The following is a 17,947-nucleotide window of genomic DNA, read 5'->3' on the forward strand; positions in this document are numbered from 1 at the left end:
TGCGCCTTCCGTCTTTGAAGGTCAAAATTCCATTGCTATAACACTCGTCCTAAATGCCTTGAAAAATTGTTACTGTTAATAATTTAACGACCACAGCGAGAAAGGCCATGAAAACAAAAAAATCCATTTCCATGCTAGCCATCACATTATTGCTGGTTAGCTGCAGTTCCGGAAAACTCACTATCAACCATACTAAAGAAACAGTCACTGCCGGGCATGAAGCTATAGGCGAATCAAAAAAATATTTTGACGTATTGTTGGCGCTTCAACAAAAACGGGCCGTTGTTGTCTACGCGACTCAACCTAATTGCAAATTTAATACAGACGGAAAGATAACAGTAAGAATTAACGAGTCATCTGTACCTAATCCAAACTCACCTCTTTGCGCCACGCCTCAGGACTTCAAAAATAATAATGTTATGCTACTTAACCTTATGCCATTGGATCTACAGATGTTCCAGCCGGACCTGGACATTCTCTCTGCTTTCTCCAGCTATCTCTCCGCCCTGACGGTGTACACAGCGGATCCGACATACCCGGTGGGCGATCTTGTGGACAAGGCATTGACCAAAGCCGAATCGGTAAAATCGCTGGCTAACCTCACCGATAACCAAAAAAAGTCCGTCAGTAACCTGGCGGGGTTCTTGCAAAGGCTCGCTGAAGAGGAAAAAAACGGACGCGACATTGCCAAATTGATTAAACAAGAAGGAAAAAACCAGAATGATAATATGGAGTTGGTTAAGCAAGATATCCATCAGCTAAAGACGCAATATGATGACGTAATGAAACAGGACATTTTCAACTTCACCGTCGACAATTTTAACAAAAGAACGCCCAAATCCCCTCAACCCTCTGACATGGAAAAGTCCGCTGTCTATATCGATAACATTATCACGCTCAATAACCTGACGCAAAAAAGTATCAAAAACCCCACCGCGGCCGAACAGGCGATTGAGGCCTTCCAGCGGTACCATGAAGGGTTAATCTCGATTATCGATGACAACATTATCGATAAAAAAATAAAAGAAGAAAAACTAAAAATCCAACAGGAAAATTTAAAGGAGGCCTTAGGATATATAAAAGACTTTGTCAAAGACTTCACACCGCTTCTGGTAGCGGCTCTTTAAGAGGACAATATCATGGCGACTAAAGAACAAAAAGATGAGCTTGTTAATGCTCTGCATATTCTTAAAAAAGAATGCGACAACATGATCACCACGCCCAATGGGAACGTATTTGTCTATATCAGTTTGAAACTGTCTGCTTTCATCGGAAAAGTATACAGTATCGATCCTTCAATATTGAGCCCCCTTGTTATCAGCGATTTACTGTACTGGACAGAAGGTGCAATAGAAGCCCTTCAAAGCAGCAACACCTCTGATGATATTCCCGCATTGAATATTGTCGTTGGAAAGTTGTACTACCAATTTCCCTGACATTAACGAAGCCGCTTGCCAAGCAAGCGGCGAACCAGGGCTGGGGGACAGGCGGCATACACTATACAGCGTGTCGTTGTTGACAGTCCTCCAGCTTGGTTTACCTAAAACGCCTCATGCGCACTAGCACTGGATATCCTGCCCCGCTGCGCGTCTGCATAAGCCCATGCAACGTTCGCAGGCCAAACACCACAAAAAAAGACGCCCGCAGGCGTCTTCTTGGCATTGTCACTGAGCCCGAGGCGATCAGTTCACTTTCACCGGCATACCGGAACGGGCCTTGATCGCCGCGTCCACTTCGCTCTGGTTGACGCCGGCGTCCATCAGCACTTTGCCGACCGGCGCAGAGATGGTCAACGGCACCGGATCCTTGGATTGCAGCTGCTCTTCGTTGGCCGACAGCGGGTTGTGCACTTCCACGTAGCGCGAGCCGTCCGGTTCGACGGTGGCCTTCATCGGTTCGTTGATGAACTGCACGCGGGTGCCGACCGGCACGTTCTGGAACAGGTACTTGATGTCGTCGGCGCGCAGACGCACGCAGCCGTGGCTCACGCGCAGGCCGATGCCGAAGTTGGCGTTGGTGCCGTGGATGGCGTACAGGCGGCCGACATACAGCGCATACAGCCCCATCGGGTTGTCCGGGCCGGCCGGGAACACCGCAGGCAGGATCTCGCCGTCAGCCGCGTATTCGGCGCGCATCTTGGCGGTCGGCGTCCAGGTCGGGCCGTCTTTCTTGCGCTGCACGGTGGTGGTCCAGTTCAGCGGGGTGTCTTTACCCAGCTGGCCGATGCCGATCGGCAGCACCACCACGGTGTTGGAGCCTTTCGGGTAATAGTACAGACGCATTTCGGCGCTGTTGATGATGATGCCTTCACGCGGCGCGTCCGGCAGGATCAGCTGCTGCGGGATAGTCAGGGTGCTGCCGGCCTTCGGCAGGAACGGATCCACGCCCGGGTTGGCCTCCAGCATGTTGCTCAGCCCCATCTGATACTGGGCGGCGAAGCTCTCCAGCGGCAGTTTGCTGTCTTCCGGTACGGTGATTTGGATATTCTCGCCCACCAAACGGCTGTCTTTTGGCGGCAGCGGGTAAACGACGGCGAAGGCAGCCTGGCTGAATGCAACCAGTGCCGTAAACAGGGTTAATAACGCGCGAATGCTCATTTTCATCTTCGTGTTGGTCAAGGCCACTGGCGATTAGGGATATCGGTTTCTACGGCCACTTCGCCCCGATGAGTTTCAGCCGGCAGCCACTCGCTGCGGCCTGAAAAACAGGGGGATTGGACCGGATGCGCATTATATGTGCACATCAATCAAAGTGTGAACCATTACCGATGTAATATCGCAATTTTTTGTAACCTCACGCGCCACGAAGGCGATTTTTTGCGAGAACCGCCGCCTAGCTGGCGGCGGCCAACGCTTCCTCCCGCCGTATCGGGATCAGGTATTCACAGCGGATCGCCGCGCCACCGAGCGGGCAACTGCCCTCCTGCGCCGGGTAGAAACGCTCGATATCCTGCCCCGGCCGGCGGATGGCGTTCATCTGCGGCATGGCGGTGTCATACAGCCGGACAATAAAGTTTTGTAACCCTTCCGCCTGTCCCTGGTAGGTGAAACGGGCATACTCGCCCTGCTCGATAGTCACCCGCTCTCCCGGCGCCCCTTCGTCCGGCAGAGCGGCGGTGTAGGCCATGCGCGGGCTGCCCCGGCGGCGCCGGTCAACTTCCAGACTGGTAAGGCCGTATACTACCTCCGGCAGCACCTGCGGCTGCAGCAACTGCCGCCAGGCGTGGCGGCGCAGCTCACACTTGGAGGCCGCCAGTTGCCCCAGGGTAAAACTGCGGCGCTGGGTATGGCCCACCAACTGCATGGCGGGCAGCGTCACGATATCGGCCTGCGGCAATGGCGCTTCGGTCAGGCGCAGCGGCGGCTGCAGGCCATAGCTCGACCAATCCTGGCTGCGACGATAGCTGGCCGGCGGCAGACCGAACTGCTTGCGGAAGCAACGGGTGAAGGTCTGCTGCGAATCGAACTGGTAAGTATCGGCGATGCAGGCCACGCTGGTGCCGGTCAGGCGCAGTTCACGCGCGGCGGCGGTCAGCCTTCTGCGGCGCGCGTAGGTGCCGAGAATATGGCCAGTATGCTGCTTGAACATCCGCTGCAAATGCCATTTGGAGTAGCCGGACTTGGCGGCGATATCGTCCAGCGTCAGCGGCTGATCCAGGCTCTGTTCGATCCAGGCCAGCAGCTGTTCAATCACCTGTTGCTGGTGCATGGTGTTCTCCCCCTTATTTGATCAATAACGTCTGCGCCAATACCCGGCCTGCGGCTTCATTGGCGGCCACCAGCACCGGATAGCCCCAGAATTTGGCGCCGTATTCGGCGAATTCTTCCGCCGCCGCGCGTTTGGCGTCGTCCGGCTCCAGCATGATCATGCCTTTCACCCACCGCTTCAGCGCCTCGCGGTTATCGCGTTTCCACAGCGCCACCTGGGTGCGAGCATCGCGGTCATGTTCTTCTTCTTCATCGCCGACGCTGCGGTCGGTGATCAGAACAAAAGGTTCGGCGCGCGCCAGCAGCGCGCTGAATTCGGCCAGCTCGGCCTGGGTATCGCGCCCGTTTCGGCGCATCCACACCAGCGGAAAATCGGCGGTATCCAATGACATAATCAGTTTCCTCGCGAAAGGGTTTAGGACTGGCGCTTACTTTATCGGCACCGGTGCTAGACCGCATTGCGCAATCAGGACATAATACTTTTCAATTCCGCCAAATTGAGAACTATTCTCATGAAAGTACAGATCCCCCGCCACTGTCTGGATATCGATCAAGTGCCGCGCCCGCTGTTTGCCCTGCAGGGGTCGACCCTCGAACAGGATTGGGAAGTCGAGCCGCACCGCCACCGGAAGGCGCAACTGATCTACACCGTGCGCGGCATGATCCGCTGCGAAGTGGAAAACGGGCTGTGGCTGGTGCCGCCGCAGTGCGCGCTGTGGATGCCGGGCAACGTGTTGCACAACGCCCAGGGCGCCGGCTCCACCGAGGCTTACTGCCTGTTCGTCGATCAACATGCCGCCGCCGGCCTGCCGCAAAGCTGCTGCACGCTGTCGGTCTCGCCGCTGCTGCGCGAGCTGCTGCTGCAGGCCAGCACCTTCGAGCCGCTTTACGACGAACAGGGCGCCGAGGGGCGTCTGACGGCGGTATTGCTGGATCAGTTGGCGGCCGCGCCGATCGAGAATCTGCATCTGCCGGTGTCCGACGACGCGCGCATCCGGCAGTTGACCGAAGGCATGCTGAGCAGCCCGGCGGACAAATCCACCCTCGGGCAGTGGGCGCAGCGCATCGGCATGAGCGAACGCTCCCTCAGCCGCACGCTGCAACAGCAGATGGGCATGAGCTTCGGCCACTGGCGGCGCCAGTTGCACGTGATGCTGGCGCTGCAGCGCTTGACGCAGGGCGAGAGCGTACAGACGGTGGCGCTGGATCTGGGCTACGAGAGCGCCAGCGGCTTCGTCACCATGTTCAGAAAGGCGGTGGGCAAACCGCCGGCGCGCTACCTGGCGGAGCGCAACGCCTCTGGAGAAACCCTGGGCGGCGCGATCACCATGTGAAAAAGCCGGCGCAGGCGCCGGCTTGGAGCAGGTGAAAATCAGAAATCGTAGAACACCGTTATCCAGGTGGAATCCGGCTCGTTGTCGCTGCTGTTGGCCAGCGTACGCTCCACATACACCGAAAGACCGTAACCGATGGTGGTGCCCGCGCCAAGATAGACGTGGTTGGCGTGATACGCCTCGTCTCCCTTCAGCCGCAGCGAGTCCGCCGCCACATAAGGCTGGACGGATTTGAGGAACGGCTTGTCGATATTGAAGGTATAACCGACGAAGCCTTCCAGCCCGTAGCCGTCACCGGCGAAGAAGTGCGACAGCGTGCGCTGGCGGGTGCTCGGCACATAATCTTTGTAATAGCTGGCGGTGCCGACGATGTACCAGTTGTTCGGCTGCCAGGTCAACGCGGTGCCGGACAGCTGCTGGTGATAATCCTGTTCGTGGTACAGATTGTCTTTGATCTTCGCATCGGTATAACTGTAGGCGGCGCTGAAGGTGAAATCCTTCGTCACCTTGTAATCGAAGCCCAGCCCGCCACCGCCCTTGCGGCGGTAAATCAGGTTATCCGCGGTGTGCAGATCGTCTTCCGGCAATAAATAGTTGGCGTACAGCGTGACCGGCCCGAAATCATTGGTGTATTTGATGCTGTTTTTCGGTTTATTGCCGCCGTCATAGTCGCCGGAAATACCGATGCCGGTGCCGCCCGCATGGCCATCGTTATCCCAGACGTCGCTTTTAATGCCGACCACCGAATAATAGATGCCGTATTGATGGCCATAGGTCAGGGTGCCGTAACGATCGTCCTTGAAACCGGCGTACAGTTGGCGCTGATAGTCGCGCTTGCCGTCTTCGTTATAATGCCCGTCCCAGCTGAGCGCGTGCGCCAGATCGACGCCCCACTCGTAATAGCCGATGATTGAAGTGTCCTGCGTCAGCGCATAATCGCCGCTGAAGCGAAAACGCGTGCCGCCGTCGTGGCCGTTTTTGTCATAGCCCGGCTCCGGGCCGTTATTGAAGATCCACTCGGGGCGAATGCTGCCACCCACCTTTAAACTGAGCGGCGCCAGCAACACATTGCTCTGCGGGTTTTTATCCAGAATGGTGATCTCGGCCTGCGCACCGGCGGAAATCGCCGACAGCAAGACGCCGCCAATGAATATTGGCGTTGTATTTTTTCTCATTATTACCCCTGCCCGAAAAAATTATTGTTATAAACGCGGTGGTCTTAAGCCACGCAGAAATAATTAACCGATGTGAACAGCGCACGCAAGATATAAAAATTCACGCCATAACCTGCCATTATTTCAGGTTGGATTTAATTTCAGCAAACACGTGTTCACCTGTAACACGGAGAAAAACAATGTAATAATCGCAGCACGAAATAAACCAATCCGCACGCTTCACCCAAAATAACCCTTCGTGATTATCTGGAAATAAAGATAGCAAATAACAAATAAATATTATTGCCGCAGGTAAACCGTCACGCGAGGGAATTAATTAAAGGCGGGAAATAACGACGGAGCGCGTTGCGCGCTCCGGGGAAAATCTCACTACTGCGCCAGCCAGCCACCGTCCATGTTCCAGGCCACGCCGCGCACCTGCGCCGCCGCATCGCTGCACAGGAACAGCGCCAGCTCGCCGAGTTGCTCTGGCGTGACGAACTCTTGCGAAGGCTGCTTCTCCGCCAACAGCTCATCGCGCGCCCGCTGCGGATCGGCACCGGCGGCGATGCGCTTGTCGATCTGCTGCTGCACCAGCGGCGTCAGCACCCAGCCGGGGCAGATGGCGTTGCAGGTGACGGGCGTGCGGGCGGTCTCCAGCGCCAGCGTCTTGGTCAGCCCCACCACACCGTGCTTGGCCGCCACATAGGCCGACTTGTCTTTCGACGCCACCAGCCCGTGCACCGACGCTACGTTGATGATGCGCCCCCAGTGGTGCTCGCGCATCCCTGGCAGCGCCAATCGGCAAGTGTGGAACACCGCCGACAGGTTGATGGCGAGGATGGCGTTCCATTTCTCCACCGGGAACTGATCCAGCGGCGCCACGTGCTGAATGCCGGCGTTGTTCACCAGAATGTCCACGCCGCCGAACTCACGTTCGGCATACTGCATCATGTCCGCTATCTGGGCCGCATCGCCGAGATCGGCGCCGTGATACCCCGGCGCGGCGCCCAGCCGGGCAACCTGCGTCTTCGCCGCTTCCACATCGCCGAAGCCGTTGAGGATCACGCGCGCGCCGGCGGCGGCCAGCACGGACGCGATCCCGAGACCGATGCCGCTGGTCGAGCCGGTCACCAGCGCGGTTTTGCCTTGTACACTCATGGTATCGCTCCTTTAAACAATGCCGGTCAGGTAGAACACGCCGATCACGAACAGCACCGCGGCGCTCTTGATCAGGGTGATGGCGAAGATGCCGCCATAGGCCTGCCGGTGGCTGAGGCCGGTGATCGCCAGCAGGGTGATCACCGCGCCGTTGTGCGGCAAGGTATCCATGCCGCCGCTGGCCATCGAGGCCACCCGGTGCAGCACTTCCAGCGGGATATGCGCGGCGTGGGCGGCGGCCACGAAGTTATCGGCCATCGCCGCCAGCGCGATGCTCATGCCGCCGGAGGCCGAGCCGGTGATGCCGGCCAGCAGGGTGACGCTAATCGCTTCGTTCAGCAGCGGATTGGGGATCGCCGACAGCGCCTGCGACAGCACCAAAAAGCCCGGCAGCGCGGCGATCACCGCGCCGAAGCCGTATTCGGAAGCGGTGTTCATCGCCGCCAGAATTGCGCCGCCGACCGCCGTCTTGCTGCCTTCCGCCAGCCGGCCGCGAATATTGCCAAAGCCGAACGCCACCACCAGTAGAATACCCGACACCAGCGCCGCTTCCACCGCCCAGATGGCGGTGATCTTCGCCACGTCGGTGGTGATGGGCTTGGCCAGCCCCGGCAGCGTCAGATCGTGGCTGGCGCCGTACCACTGAGGGATCCAATGGGTGAAGGCCAGGTTGAATACCCCGACCAGAATCAACGGCAGGATGGCGATCAGCGGATTAGGCAGGTTGATATCGTCCGGGGTTTCCGGTTCGTTCAGCAGCTCGGTGCCGTACCCTTCGCCTTTCAGCTGCGCCTTGCGCCGCTGGCGTTCAAGATACAGCAGACCGACCGCAATGATGAACAGCGAGCCGATCAGTCCCAGCCAGGGCGCGGCCCAGGCATTGGTGCCGAAGAAGCTGGTCGGGATGATGTTTTGGATCTGCGGCGTGCCGGGCAAGGCGTCCATGGTGAAGGAGAAGGCGCCGAGCGCCACGGTGGCCGGGATCAGCCGCTTGGGAATGCCGCTCTGGCGGAACAGCTCGGCGGCGAACGGATAGACCGCGAACGCCACCACGAACAACGACACCCCGCCGTAGGTCAGCAGCGCGCACACCAGCACGATCACCGGAATGGCGTGGCGCCGGCCGAGAATGCGGATCGCCGCCGCGACGATCGAACGGGAAAAACCGGACAGTTCGATCAGCTTGCCGAACACCGCCCCCAGCAGGAACACCGGGAAGTAGAGCTTCACGAAGCCGACCATCTTCTCCATAAACAGCCCGGTGAAGGTCGGCGCCACCGCGCCGGGGTCGGTCAACAGCACCGCGCCCAGCGCGGCGATCGGAGCGAACAAAATCACGCTGTAGCCGCGGTAGGCGGCCAGCATCAGTAATCCCAGTGCTGCCAGGGCAATTAAAACGCTCATCGGGCACCTCGCTATCGTTGTTATTGTCAGGTACGGCGTGCGAAATTACGGTTTCAGCGCAAAGCGCAGCTGATGCGCCCGTCGCCGTTGAATGCGTTCCCTGCGGGCTTCATCCCAAAGATAAAATCCCCGGCCGCTGCGCTGGCCGCTATCGCCGCGCTGCAGCCGCTGTTCTACCAGCGCCATCATCTCGTCGCCGGTCGCCAGTTCCGGGAACAGGTGGCGGGCGATGTCCGCCACCGTCGCTAGCCCGGTCATGTCGGCGGCCTCCAGCGGGCCGACCATGGCGTAGCGCCGCCCCAGCGAGGCGCGCATCACCTGATCCACCACCTCGGCGCTGGCGATGCCGCTGTGGACGATGTGCAGCGCCTCGCGCAGCACCGCAAACTGCAGCCGGTTGCCGACAAACCCCGGCGCGGCGCGCTCCAGCAGCACCGCCTCCAGCGCCATCCCGCCGAGCAGCGCCTGCACCGCCGCCAGATGGCGCGGATCGGTGGCGCGGCCGGGCACGATCTCCACCAGCGGGATCAGGTGCGGCGGGTGCCAGAAGTGGGCGATCAGCAGCCGCTGCGGATGGGTCATGCGCGCCGCCAGCTCGTCCGGCGGCAGGCCGCTGGTGTTGCTGGCAATCACCGCGTCGTCGGCGATCAGCCCCTCCAGTTGCTCATACAGCGCGTGCTTCAGCTCGAGCCGTTCCGGGATCGCCTCGATAAGCAGCCGGGCGCGCGCCACGTCGTTCAGATCGCCGGTCACGTGCAGACGCGCCAGCGCCGCGCCGCGCTCAGTATGCGCAAACTGCCCGACGTCGCTCAGCTCGGCCAGAATGCCGCTCGCCACCGCCGGCGCTTCCGCCAGGCGCTGCGGATCCGGGTCATACAGCAGCACCTCATGGCCGTGGCGAATAAAGTGGGTGGCGATGCCCACCCCCATCAGCCCGGCGCCCAGTACCGCATAGTCAGATGACTGCATGGTGCCCTCCTCGGTTGTTTACGGGCGCTCTACCGCCAGCGCCACCCCCTGCCCGCCGCCGATGCACAGCATCGCCAGCCCCTTGTTCACCCCGCGGCGCTGCATTTCGAACAGCAGCGACACCAAAATGCGACAGCCGGAGGCGCCGATCGGATGCCCCAGCGCGATCGCTCCGCCGTTGACGTTGACCCGCTCCGCCTCCCAGCCCAGTTCTTTACCCACCGCCAGCGCCTGCGCGGCGAAGGCTTCGTTGGCTTCGATCAGATCGACCTCCTCCAGCCGCCAACCGGCTTTTTCCAGGCAGCGGCGCGCGGCCGGCACCGGGCCGATGCCCATGATCGCCGGATCGACGCCCGACGAGGCGTAACCGGCGATGCGCGCCAGCACCGGCAAGCGCAGCTCAGCGGCTTTTTCCGCGCTCATCAGCAGCACCACGGCGGCGCCGTCGTTGAGCGACGAGGCGTTGCCGGCGGTCACCGAACCCTCCTTGCGAAACGCCGGACGCAGCCGCGCCAGCGCCTCTAGGCTGGTGTCGCGCGGCTGTTGGTCGCGCTCAACTCTCAGCGCCTCCCCCTTCGGCTGCGGCACCGTCACCGGCGTGATCTCCTGCGCGAAACGCCCGGCCTGCTGCGCCGCCTGCGCCTTCTGCTGCGAACGCAGCGCAAAGCTGTCCTGCTCGGCGCGGCTGATGGCGTATTTCTCCGCCAGGTTCTCGGCGGTGATGCCCATGTGGTAGTCGTTGAACGCGTCCCACAGGCCATCGTGGATCACGCTGTCCACCATCTGCGCGTGACCGAGGCGCAGACCGGCGCGCGCGCCGGCCATCAGGTAAGGCGACTGGCTCATGCTCTCCTGGCCGCCGGCGATCACCGCCTCGGCATCACCGCTGCGGATCGCCTGCACCGCCAGATGCACCGCCTTCAAACCGGAGCCGCACACCTTGTTGATGGTCAGCGCCGGCGTCGTAACGGGCAGCCCGGCGTTGAGCGCGGTCTGGCGCGCCGGATTCTGCCCGCAGCCGGCGGTCAGCACCTGGCCGAGGATCACTTCATCGATCTGCTGCGGCGGCACGCCGCTTTGCGCCAGCAGCCCCTGCACCGCCGCCGCGCCCAGTTCCACCGCCGTCAGCGGCGCCAGCGCGCCGTGAAAACTGCCGACCGGCGTGCGCGTCGCCGCCACGATCACCACTTCACGTTGTTGCACATTCACCTCCCGTCTCAGAAACGCATTTCCGGCACTTGATCCGGCACGATCAGCCGGCCGGCGGTTTTGGCGACAATCTCCGCCACGCTGACGCCCGGCGCGCGTTCGCGCAGCACGAAGGCGCCGTCTTCAATTTCCAGGTAGGCCAGATCGGTCAATACCTTGCGGATGCAGCGGGCGCCGGTCAGCGGCAGCGTGCAGCGCGGCAGCAGCTTGGACTCGCCGCCCTTCGCGGCGTGGGTCATCACCACGATGATGTTCTCCGCCCCCGCCACCAGATCCATCGCGCCGCCCATGCCCTTGACCATCTTGCCGGGGATCATCCACGAGGCGATGTTGCCCTCGACGTCCACTTCAAACGCCCCCAGCACGGTCAGATCGACATGGCCGCCGCGGATCATGGCGAACGACTGCGCCGAATCGAAAATAGACGCGCCGAGGCGCGCGGTGACCGTCTGCTTGCCGGCGTTGATCATGTCGGCGTCCAACTGCTGCTCGGTCGGGAACTCGCCCATCCCCAGCAGGCCGTTTTCCGACTGCAGCATCACGTCCATGCCCGCCGGCACATAGTTGGCCACCAGCGTCGGTATGCCGATGCCCAGGTTGACGTAGTAACCGTCCCTCAGCTCTTGCGCCACGCGCTGCGCCATTTGTTCACGGGTAAGCATGCGAATTCTCCTTATGCCCGCAGGGTGCGTTGTTCGATACGCTTTTCGAAGGTGCCCTGGATCAGCCGATCGACGTAGATGCCGGGGGTGTGGATCGCCGCCGGATCCAGTTCGCCCGGCGCCACGATCTCTTCCACTTCCACCACCGTGATGCGCCCGGCGGTCGCCATCAGCGGATTGAAGTTCTGCGCAGTGTGGCGGTAGATGACGTTGCCGAAGTGATCGGCCTTCCAGCCTTTAACGATGGCGAAATCGCCGGTGATGGCGGTTTCCATGATGTAAGGGCGGCCGTTGAACTCGCGCACCTCTTTGCCTTCGGCGATCGGCGTGCCGTAACCGGTGGCGGTGAAGAATGCCGGGATGCCGGCGCCGCCAGCGCGGATCTTCTCCGCCAGCGTGCCCTGCGGCGTGAGATCCACCTCCAGCTCGCCGCTGAGCGCCTGCTGCTCGAACAGCGCGTTTTCGCCGACGTACGATCCCACCACCTTGCGGATCTGATGGGTCTCCAGCAGCCGCCCGAGGCCGAACCCGTCGACGCCGCAGTTGTTGGAGACCACCGTCAACCCGCGCACGCCGCGCCGGCGGATCTCTTCGATCAGGTTTTCCGGGATGCCGCACAGGCCGAAGCCGCCCGCCAGCACCGTCATGTTGTCCGTCAGCCCTGCCAGCGCTTCCTGGTAGCTGCCGACGCGTTTGTCGAGCCCTGCCATATCGTTGCCCCTGCATGTTGCGGCGCAGGGCGAAATGCCCTGGCTTGCGTGAGGGCATCTTCAGGTCACAAAAATGATTTGTTAATTTTGTTTTTATGCCTCATTCATTTAGAATTTTTATTAATCAGTCGCTAACCGACAATTAACAAAGAGTTAACGCCAACCAAAATGAAAATGAGCATCAAACAGTTACGCGCGTTTTTAGCGGTAGCTCACACTCTGAATTTCGCCCAGGCCAGCGAGCGGCTGAATATTTCTCAGCCGGCGCTCAGCCTGGCGATCCGTGGGTTGGAAGACGCGTTGGGCGGGCCGCTGCTGCTGCGCACCACCCGCCGGGTGACGCTGACGCCGGAAGGAGAAACCTTCTTCCCGATGGCACGCCAGCTGCTGGCGGATTGGGACAACGCGGAAGAGGCGATGCGTCAGCGCTTCACCCTGCAGATGGGCAAGGTGGCGATCGCCGCCATGCCGTCGTTCGCCGGCAACCCGCTGCCACCGATCCTCAAGGCGTTTCGCGATCGCTATGCCGGCATCAACGTGGCGGTGCACGACGTCATCAACGAACAGGTGTTTGAAATGATCCGCGAAGGCCGGGTGGAGATGGGCATCGCCTTCGAGCCGGAGCCGAGCGACACCCTGCACTTCACCCCGCTGTGCCGCGATCGCTTTCTGGCGGTGGTGCCGAAGGATTCGGCGCTGGCGCGCAAGGCGCAGGTGAGCTGGAAGGAGCTGCTGACGCTGGATTTCATCACCCTGCAGCGGCCATCGGCGGTGCGGCTGCTGCTGGAGCAGGAACTGGCCCGCAGCGGGCGAACGCTGGAGGTGGCGTTTGAGAGCCACCAGCTGGTGACGGTCGGGCGCATGGTGGCCAACGGCCTCGGCGCCAGCGCAGTGCCGGCGCTGTGCGAGCGACAGATGGATGAGCTGGGGGCGGTCTGCGTGCCGCTGATCGGCCCGATCATCGAGCGGCGCGTGGGCCTGATCCGCCTGGCGCAGCACCAGCTCTCTTCCGCCGCGCAGGCGCTGGCGACGGTAATCGAACGGGAGATGACGGGGAGTGGCGGGTAAGGCGGCACCAGCATTTTCAGATGATTCTCCGATCGAGAGCGTGAGCCAGAACCCGTTGCCACCCTGTAGAAAATGTTAAGTTTCCTAAAAATAAGGAGGCTTTTCGACATGGAACAGAAGTCCAACAGCATCGCACCGGGCTATTGCATCGCCCAACAAACCGGCCCGCTCGCCTTCCACGCCAACTACCTGTTCGGTGGCAAGCCATCGGAAGCGGCACGCTTTTTTATGCAGCTCAATGCCGATACGCCGCTGGTTCAACCGGGGCAAATGCTGATCGTCGCCGATCCGCGCAATCATAATCAATCTACGCAGATCGCCGCCCTGATGCAGGCCAAGAGCCGCACCAGCAAAGCGGTGAAAGCCGGTGACAGCGATTTCTCCACCTTCTTGCACCGCAATTACGCCGCTATCGCCGCCTTCACCAGCTATGGGAAACGGTCGTCGGGCTGGCTTCGGATGCCGGAGAACGCTACTTCAGTCAGATCAAAAATATCCTGGTCGAGATTGAAAAAACCTACCAAAATCAGTTCCGCACGAGTGGCGCGTTGATTGGCACCCAGTTTCAGGTGGAACGAGCGCGGCTGTTCGGTACATTAAAACCGTTACTGAATCGCCTTACTCGTGCTCAACTCAATATGAAAGAGTATGCGCAAATCAAACACGCGCTGGGGCTCTCCAGTAAATCGCTGGTGCATGAATGGAGCACCGCCGGCGTCGGCGCCATCAAGGGTTATTCGAACTACGTCGACAGCGCCAGCCGGGCGGCCAAGTTTATGAAAGCCGGCGGCTGGATCGGCATCGGATTAAGTGGGCTGAATACCACCAACGACGTCTACAACGCCTGCACCACCGGCCGCGAACAGGAGTGCGCCAAGATCGCGGTGAAGGGATACAGTCATTTTGCGGCAAGTACTGCGGCGGGGATTTGGGTAGGGAATGCAGGTGCAGGTCTTGCGATTGCAGCCTGTTCAATTGTGTTAGGTGCAGCAACAGCAGGAACAGGTGTGATCGTTTGTGGTATCGCTGGAGCCGCTATAGGCGGCGCAGCAGGATCCACACTGGGTGGCATGGGTTCCGATTATTTGACGACGTTAGTGGTAGGTGAATGATGAAATTTATCGTCATATCGTGTTTGATATTGCTGGTTTTAAGCGCCTTCATCCAGTTCATTGGTTACCGTCGCCATAAAAAAGAGTTTGATGCTTTCTATCAACGTTACGCTGGCAGCGGACATTTTATTCCGCCCTACGTCGCCTTTGCCGATAGCCTCGGCATGCTTGGAACCTCATTGAAAGCACAGTGGTTTCTTTGGATTCTGAAAAGGAAAAAAATAAAAATAAGGGATCAAGTTTGGCTCGATGCGAAAACCTACGATTTCGTGCAAAAAACCGCCACTCCTGAACTACAGAAGTGGCTGGCGATGGACTTTATACTTTTGCTTGTAGAGGCAATTATTACCACCGTGGGCTGTATTTTTATTTATCTCATCAAACATCAAGGTTGAGCAGACCCGTTGCTCCCCTCCACCGCCTGCACCGCCGCCTTCTGCGTGGCGCGCTGATATAAGCACAGCTCCCTGCCCGGCTGGTTTTTCATAAACGGCTGCGGGTAGCGCCCGCCGATAAACAGCGCCGAATAGCCGACGTCATCACCGTAGTGAACGATCGCCCCTTCCACCCTGGCGTTTTTTAGCCCGCTGGCTTTCAGGCAGGCGGCGCGCATCGCCTGTTCGCTCTCGGCCCACGCCTGTGGGGAAGACGCAGTGGCGTTGAACGCGGCCAGCGCGGCGATAAGCAGCCCTATTCTCTTCATCGTTATCTCTCCTTCTACGGCCCGTCTCGCCAGTATAGACCGTGCCGACCCGGCCAACCCGCCGCGCTCTTTACGGCATTTTTATTCCGCGCCCCGTTAACGTTACGGCGTTTTTACAGACAGTTTTTGCCGCCGCAGATACCCTTTTCACATCGCCGCTATGGCCTCACAAGAGAGTTGTCTCATGCGTTTATCCCTGCCTCTGGCCGTGACCGGTCTTCGTTCTGGAGCGCGCCATGCATTCTAATATCATCGGGTTCAATCCTTTGCTGGCGGAGCTGCCCGCTTCGCCGACACGCGCCTTCCGCAAAGAGCTGGAACACTACCTGCAGCGCTATCCGGATACCGAACAGTTGGATATTTATCTGCACGATCTGAACGGCCAGTTGCGCGGCAAGCGGTTGCCGATCGCCGAAGCCTTTGGGCTGGAAAAAGGCTGCTACTTCCCGCTGTCGATTTACGCCCTGGATCTCCATGGCCGGGTGACTGAAGAGAGCGGGCTGGGGCAGCGGGCGGGCGAGCCGGACCGCTTGTGCCTGCCGGTGCCCGGCACGCTGCGCCCCTGCGCGCGCGATCCCGAACGCCACGCCCAGCTGCTGCTGACGATGCAAAACGCCGACGGCGGCGCCTGCGAGCTGGAGCCGCGCGTGGTGCTGCAACGGGTGCTGAAGCGCCTGCACGAGCGCAACTGCTTCCCGGTGGTGGCGGCCGAGCTGGAGTTCTACCTGCAGGATCCGCTGCGCCCCGCCGAGGCGGAAGCCTGCCCGACGCAGAGCTTCGCGGTGGATGCGCCCGAGCGCCACCATGCGCTGCTGAGCGACATCGAACGGCACGCGCGGCTGCAAAACCTGCCGCTGACCGGCGTGGTGGCCGAAGCCGCCTCCGGCCAGTACGAGCTGAACCTGCATCACAGCCGGCGCGTGCTGGAAGCCTGCGACCAGATCATGGCGCTGAAACGCCTGACGCGGCAGATTGCCGAGCAGCATCACCAGCACGCCTGCTTTATGGCCAAACCCTGCGCCCATGCTGCCGGCAGCGGGCTGCACTTTCACATCAGCCTGCAGAACGAGCACGGCGAGAACCTGCTGACCGGCGCGCCGGGCGAACTGAGCGACAACATGCAGCAGGCGATGGCGGGCATGCTGGCGCTGATGCCGGCGTCGATGGCGATCCTGGCGCCCAACATCAACGCGTTTCGCCGCTTCCGCCCCGGCATGCACGTGCCGCTGCGCGCCTCCTGGGGCCACAACAATCGCACGGTGGCACTGCGCCTGCCCTGCGCCGACAGCGCCAATCAGCGCATCGAATACCGCCTGGCCGGCGCCGACGCCAACCCCTATCTGGCGCTGGCGGTGATGCTCGGCGGCCTGCTGCACGGGCTGGAACACCCGCTGCCGCTGCCGCCCGCCGCCCACGGCTGCGAAAGCGACAACGCCGCCCCCTTGCCGCTCGGCCAGCAGGAGGCGCTGGCGCTGTTCCGCCACAGCGATCCGCTGCGCGAGCTGCTCGGCCCGGCGTTCTGCACCCTGTGGCACACCTGCAAAAGCGCCGAACTGCGCCGCTTCGAGGAACAGGTCACCGCCGCCGAACTCGGCTGGATGCTGTAACCATCCACTGATTCGTTAACCTAAGGATAATCATGAACATGCAACCGCAATTGACCCCCGTACAGCCGCTGCTCTGCTGGCGCAAAGGCGTTTTTCATATCAGCACCGATCGGCAGTTATTGGATATCGAGGCGATCCAGCGTTTCCTCAGCCTGCCGGATCGGGCGGCGGCGGAGCGCCTGGCGCGCCACGGCCTGTGCTTTGGCCTGTACCGCAAACGCCACCAGCTCGGCTTCGCCCGTATGGTGACCGATTACGCCACCTTCGCCTCGGTGAGCGAGCTGTTCGTCAGCGCCGAATACCGCGGCGTCGGGCTGGGAAGCTGGCTGACGCGCTGCTGCCTGGCGCACCCGGCTTTGCGCGGCCTGCGCGTCACGCTGCCCGCGCTGCAAGCGCCCTGGCGCGCCGACTGCGCGGCGCACGCCCCGCGCGCCCTGCACTGATAAGGAGAGCCCGATGTCTCGTTTGGTGCTGATTTCCAACAAACAGTGCGACGGCAAGGATCTGGCCTGCGCCGGCCGGACGTTGGCGGCCGACGCCGAACCGGGGCTGTGGCTCGGCTGGAACGGCGACGTGCAGAATTTCGCGCAGCGCCCGATCAGTTGCCGCCAACGCGCCGGTTACGATCAGGTGACCTTCCCGCTGTCGATCGAGGAGTTTCGCCGCCACTATCAGGGCTACTACCACGACGGCCTGTGGCCGGTGTTCCACAACCAGCCGGAGAAGGCGCACTTCACGCCGGAAAACTACCGCGCTTACCGGCAGCTGAACTGCCGTTTCGCCGATATCGCCTGCGAGCACCTGTGCCCGGGCGACATCGTCTGTATCGACGACTACCAGCTGCTGCCCTGCGCCCAGGCGTTGAAGGAGCAGGGGCTGCTGAATGCCTGCGCGTTCTTCTTCCACCTGCCGTTCCCGTCGGCGGCGCTGCTGCGGCGCATCCCGGAACATCGCCAGCTGATCGCTTCGCTGCTGTTCTACGATCTGATCGGCTTTACCACCACGGACGATCGCAACGCCTTTCTCAGTTGCCTGTCAGGCGAGTTCCCACTGGAGATGCTGCCCGACGACCAGATCCAGGCCAACGGGCATATTTTCGCCACCGGCATTTTCCCCGCCGGCATCAACGCCAGGCAGGTTTACTGAA

18 protein-coding genes and 2 pseudogenes are annotated in these 17,947 nt (G+C 60.9%); 9 read left to right on the forward strand and 11 right to left on the reverse strand.

All coding sequences use genetic code 11. The features are described from left to right. Positions 1–107: 107 nt before the first annotated feature. Both ACJ8PL_RS16670 and ACJ8PL_RS16675 read left to right on the forward strand, forming a co-directional pair. Positions 108–1,127, forward strand: a complete 1,020-nt coding sequence (locus ACJ8PL_RS16670) for a hypothetical protein (protein WP_028127883.1) — start codon at positions 108–110, stop codon at positions 1,125–1,127. Positions 1,128–1,139: 12 nt separating this feature from the next. After that, positions 1,140–1,436 (forward strand): hypothetical protein, encoded by a 297-nt coding sequence (locus ACJ8PL_RS16675; RefSeq protein WP_016929218.1) that lies wholly within the window; start codon positions 1,140–1,142, stop codon positions 1,434–1,436. A 249-nt stretch (positions 1,437–1,685) separates the two neighbouring features. Here ACJ8PL_RS16675 and ACJ8PL_RS16680 read toward each other — a convergent pair. From ACJ8PL_RS16680 to ACJ8PL_RS16690, 3 genes and pseudogenes are all read right to left on the reverse strand, one after another. After that, positions 1,686–2,603, reverse strand: a pseudogene (locus ACJ8PL_RS16680) (L,D-transpeptidase family protein); the annotation flags it as partial. Positions 2,604–2,832: 229 nt separating this feature from the next. Next, positions 2,833–3,708 (reverse strand): helix-turn-helix domain-containing protein, encoded by an 876-nt coding sequence (locus tag ACJ8PL_RS16685; protein ID WP_079451109.1) that lies wholly within the window; start codon positions 3,706–3,708, stop codon positions 2,833–2,835. A gap of 13 nt (positions 3,709–3,721) precedes the next feature. Then, entirely contained in the window at positions 3,722–4,099 is a 378-nt protein-coding gene (locus ACJ8PL_RS16690) for a hypothetical protein (RefSeq protein ID WP_016929221.1), read from the reverse strand. A gap of 120 nt (positions 4,100–4,219) precedes the next feature. Here ACJ8PL_RS16690 and ACJ8PL_RS16695 point away from each other — a divergent pair, with 120 nt between their 5' ends. After that, on the forward strand, positions 4,220–5,041 hold the full coding sequence (locus ACJ8PL_RS16695) for an AraC family transcriptional regulator (RefSeq protein ID WP_004933266.1): 822 nt from the start codon (positions 4,220–4,222) through the stop codon (positions 5,039–5,041). A gap of 38 nt (positions 5,042–5,079) precedes the next feature. Here the strand turns inward: ACJ8PL_RS16695 and ACJ8PL_RS16700 are convergent, their stop codons facing one another. The 7 genes from ACJ8PL_RS16700 to ACJ8PL_RS16730 all read right to left on the reverse strand — a co-directional run bounded on the left by ACJ8PL_RS16700 (position 5,080) and on the right by ACJ8PL_RS16730 (position 12,310). After that, positions 5,080–6,216, reverse strand: coding sequence for a porin (locus ACJ8PL_RS16700; protein ID WP_004933268.1), 1,137 nt, complete (start codon positions 6,214–6,216; stop codon positions 5,080–5,082). 369 nt (positions 6,217–6,585) lie between these two features. Next, entirely contained in the window at positions 6,586–7,356 is a 771-nt protein-coding gene (locus ACJ8PL_RS16705; protein ID WP_442531290.1) for a 3-hydroxybutyrate dehydrogenase, read from the reverse strand. A gap of 12 nt (positions 7,357–7,368) precedes the next feature. Then, positions 7,369–8,760, reverse strand: coding sequence for a GntP family permease (locus ACJ8PL_RS16710; RefSeq protein WP_015376499.1), 1,392 nt, complete (start codon positions 8,758–8,760; stop codon positions 7,369–7,371). 45 nt (positions 8,761–8,805) lie between these two features. Further along, positions 8,806–9,729, reverse strand: coding sequence for a 3-hydroxyacyl-CoA dehydrogenase family protein (locus tag ACJ8PL_RS16715; RefSeq protein WP_016929225.1), 924 nt, complete (start codon positions 9,727–9,729; stop codon positions 8,806–8,808). 18 nt (positions 9,730–9,747) lie between these two features. After that, complete coding sequence (locus ACJ8PL_RS16720; RefSeq protein WP_016929226.1) at positions 9,748–10,932, reverse strand: acetyl-CoA C-acetyltransferase; 1,185 nt, start codon at positions 10,930–10,932, stop codon at positions 9,748–9,750. Positions 10,933–10,946: 14 nt separating this feature from the next. Beyond that, complete coding sequence (locus ACJ8PL_RS16725) at positions 10,947–11,600, reverse strand: CoA transferase subunit B (RefSeq protein ID WP_049239732.1); 654 nt, start codon at positions 11,598–11,600, stop codon at positions 10,947–10,949. Between the two features lie 11 nt (positions 11,601–11,611). Continuing rightward, entirely contained in the window at positions 11,612–12,310 is a 699-nt protein-coding gene (locus ACJ8PL_RS16730) for a CoA transferase subunit A (protein ID WP_004933280.1), read from the reverse strand. Positions 12,311–12,478: 168 nt separating this feature from the next. Here ACJ8PL_RS16730 and ACJ8PL_RS16735 point away from each other — a divergent pair, with 168 nt between their 5' ends. The 3 genes and pseudogenes from ACJ8PL_RS16735 to ACJ8PL_RS16745 all read left to right on the forward strand — a co-directional run bounded on the left by ACJ8PL_RS16735 (position 12,479) and on the right by ACJ8PL_RS16745 (position 14,885). Beyond that, positions 12,479–13,378 carry a LysR family transcriptional regulator gene (locus ACJ8PL_RS16735; RefSeq protein WP_342097481.1) on the forward strand — a complete coding sequence of 300 codons (900 nt, stop codon included), beginning with the start codon at positions 12,479–12,481 and terminating at the stop codon, positions 13,376–13,378. Positions 13,379–13,486: 108 nt separating this feature from the next. Continuing rightward, a pseudogene (locus tag ACJ8PL_RS16740) lies at positions 13,487–14,490 on the forward strand (hypothetical protein). Continuing rightward, positions 14,487–14,885, forward strand: coding sequence for a hypothetical protein (locus ACJ8PL_RS16745; RefSeq protein WP_442531291.1), 399 nt, complete (start codon positions 14,487–14,489; stop codon positions 14,883–14,885). The pseudogene ACJ8PL_RS16740 and the gene ACJ8PL_RS16745 overlap by 4 nt, the downstream one beginning before the upstream one ends. On the opposite strand, the gene ACJ8PL_RS16750 is transcribed toward ACJ8PL_RS16745, so the two are convergent. Beyond that, the gene (locus ACJ8PL_RS16750) at positions 14,876–15,193 is read right to left on the reverse strand and encodes a hypothetical protein (RefSeq protein ID WP_442531292.1); all 318 of its coding nucleotides are present in this window, start codon (positions 15,191–15,193) and stop codon (positions 14,876–14,878) included. The genes ACJ8PL_RS16745 and ACJ8PL_RS16750 overlap by 10 nt on opposite strands. 236 nt (positions 15,194–15,429) lie before the next feature. Here ACJ8PL_RS16750 and ACJ8PL_RS16755 point away from each other — a divergent pair, with 236 nt between their 5' ends. Genes ACJ8PL_RS16755 through ACJ8PL_RS16765 form a run of 3 tightly spaced genes read left to right on the forward strand, consistent with a single transcriptional unit; the run spans position 15,430 to position 17,946 of the window. After that, entirely contained in the window at positions 15,430–16,800 is a 1,371-nt protein-coding gene (locus ACJ8PL_RS16755) for a glutamine synthetase family protein (protein WP_117287167.1), read from the forward strand. Positions 16,801–16,832: 32 nt separating this feature from the next. Then, on the forward strand, positions 16,833–17,243 hold the full coding sequence (locus ACJ8PL_RS16760) for a GNAT family N-acetyltransferase (RefSeq protein ID WP_442531293.1): 411 nt from the start codon (positions 16,833–16,835) through the stop codon (positions 17,241–17,243). A gap of 13 nt (positions 17,244–17,256) precedes the next feature. Continuing rightward, complete coding sequence (locus ACJ8PL_RS16765; RefSeq protein WP_016929237.1) at positions 17,257–17,946, forward strand: trehalose-6-phosphate synthase; 690 nt, start codon at positions 17,257–17,259, stop codon at positions 17,944–17,946. The last annotated feature ends 1 nt before the right edge of the window (position 17,947 follow it).

This window comes from Serratia sp. CY83965, from assembly GCF_052166375.1.
Taxonomy (GTDB): domain Bacteria; phylum Pseudomonadota; class Gammaproteobacteria; order Enterobacterales; family Enterobacteriaceae; genus Serratia; species Serratia marcescens.

Coding starts and splice junctions, on each gene's coding strand:
- ACJ8PL_RS16735 (WP_342097481.1), top strand. CDS start 12,479: ATGAAAATGAGCATCAAACAGTTACGCGCGTTTTTAGCGGTAGCTCAC.
- ACJ8PL_RS16750 (WP_442531292.1), bottom strand. CDS start 15,193: ATGAAGAGAATAGGGCTGCTTATCGCCGCGCTGGCCGCGTTCAACGCC.
- ACJ8PL_RS16745 (WP_442531291.1), top strand. CDS start 14,487: ATGATGAAATTTATCGTCATATCGTGTTTGATATTGCTGGTTTTAAGC.
- ACJ8PL_RS16725 (WP_049239732.1), bottom strand. CDS start 11,600: ATGCTTACCCGTGAACAAATGGCGCAGCGCGTGGCGCAAGAGCTGAGG.
- ACJ8PL_RS16765 (WP_016929237.1), top strand. CDS start 17,257: ATGTCTCGTTTGGTGCTGATTTCCAACAAACAGTGCGACGGCAAGGAT.
- ACJ8PL_RS16760 (WP_442531293.1), top strand. CDS start 16,833: ATGAACATGCAACCGCAATTGACCCCCGTACAGCCGCTGCTCTGCTGG.
- ACJ8PL_RS16685 (WP_079451109.1), bottom strand. CDS start 3,708: ATGCACCAGCAACAGGTGATTGAACAGCTGCTGGCCTGGATCGAACAG.
- ACJ8PL_RS16730 (WP_004933280.1), bottom strand. CDS start 12,310: ATGGCAGGGCTCGACAAACGCGTCGGCAGCTACCAGGAAGCGCTGGCA.
- ACJ8PL_RS16695 (WP_004933266.1), top strand. CDS start 4,220: ATGAAAGTACAGATCCCCCGCCACTGTCTGGATATCGATCAAGTGCCG.
- ACJ8PL_RS16690 (WP_016929221.1), bottom strand. CDS start 4,099: ATGTCATTGGATACCGCCGATTTTCCGCTGGTGTGGATGCGCCGAAAC.
- ACJ8PL_RS16670 (WP_028127883.1), top strand. CDS start 108: ATGAAAACAAAAAAATCCATTTCCATGCTAGCCATCACATTATTGCTG.
- ACJ8PL_RS16715 (WP_016929225.1), bottom strand. CDS start 9,729: ATGCAGTCATCTGACTATGCGGTACTGGGCGCCGGGCTGATGGGGGTG.
- ACJ8PL_RS16705 (WP_442531290.1), bottom strand. CDS start 7,356: ATGAGTGTACAAGGCAAAACCGCGCTGGTGACCGGCTCGACCAGCGGC.
- ACJ8PL_RS16675 (WP_016929218.1), top strand. CDS start 1,140: ATGGCGACTAAAGAACAAAAAGATGAGCTTGTTAATGCTCTGCATATT.
- ACJ8PL_RS16755 (WP_117287167.1), top strand. CDS start 15,430: ATGCATTCTAATATCATCGGGTTCAATCCTTTGCTGGCGGAGCTGCCC.
- ACJ8PL_RS16710 (WP_015376499.1), bottom strand. CDS start 8,760: ATGAGCGTTTTAATTGCCCTGGCAGCACTGGGATTACTGATGCTGGCC.
- ACJ8PL_RS16700 (WP_004933268.1), bottom strand. CDS start 6,216: ATGAGAAAAAATACAACGCCAATATTCATTGGCGGCGTCTTGCTGTCG.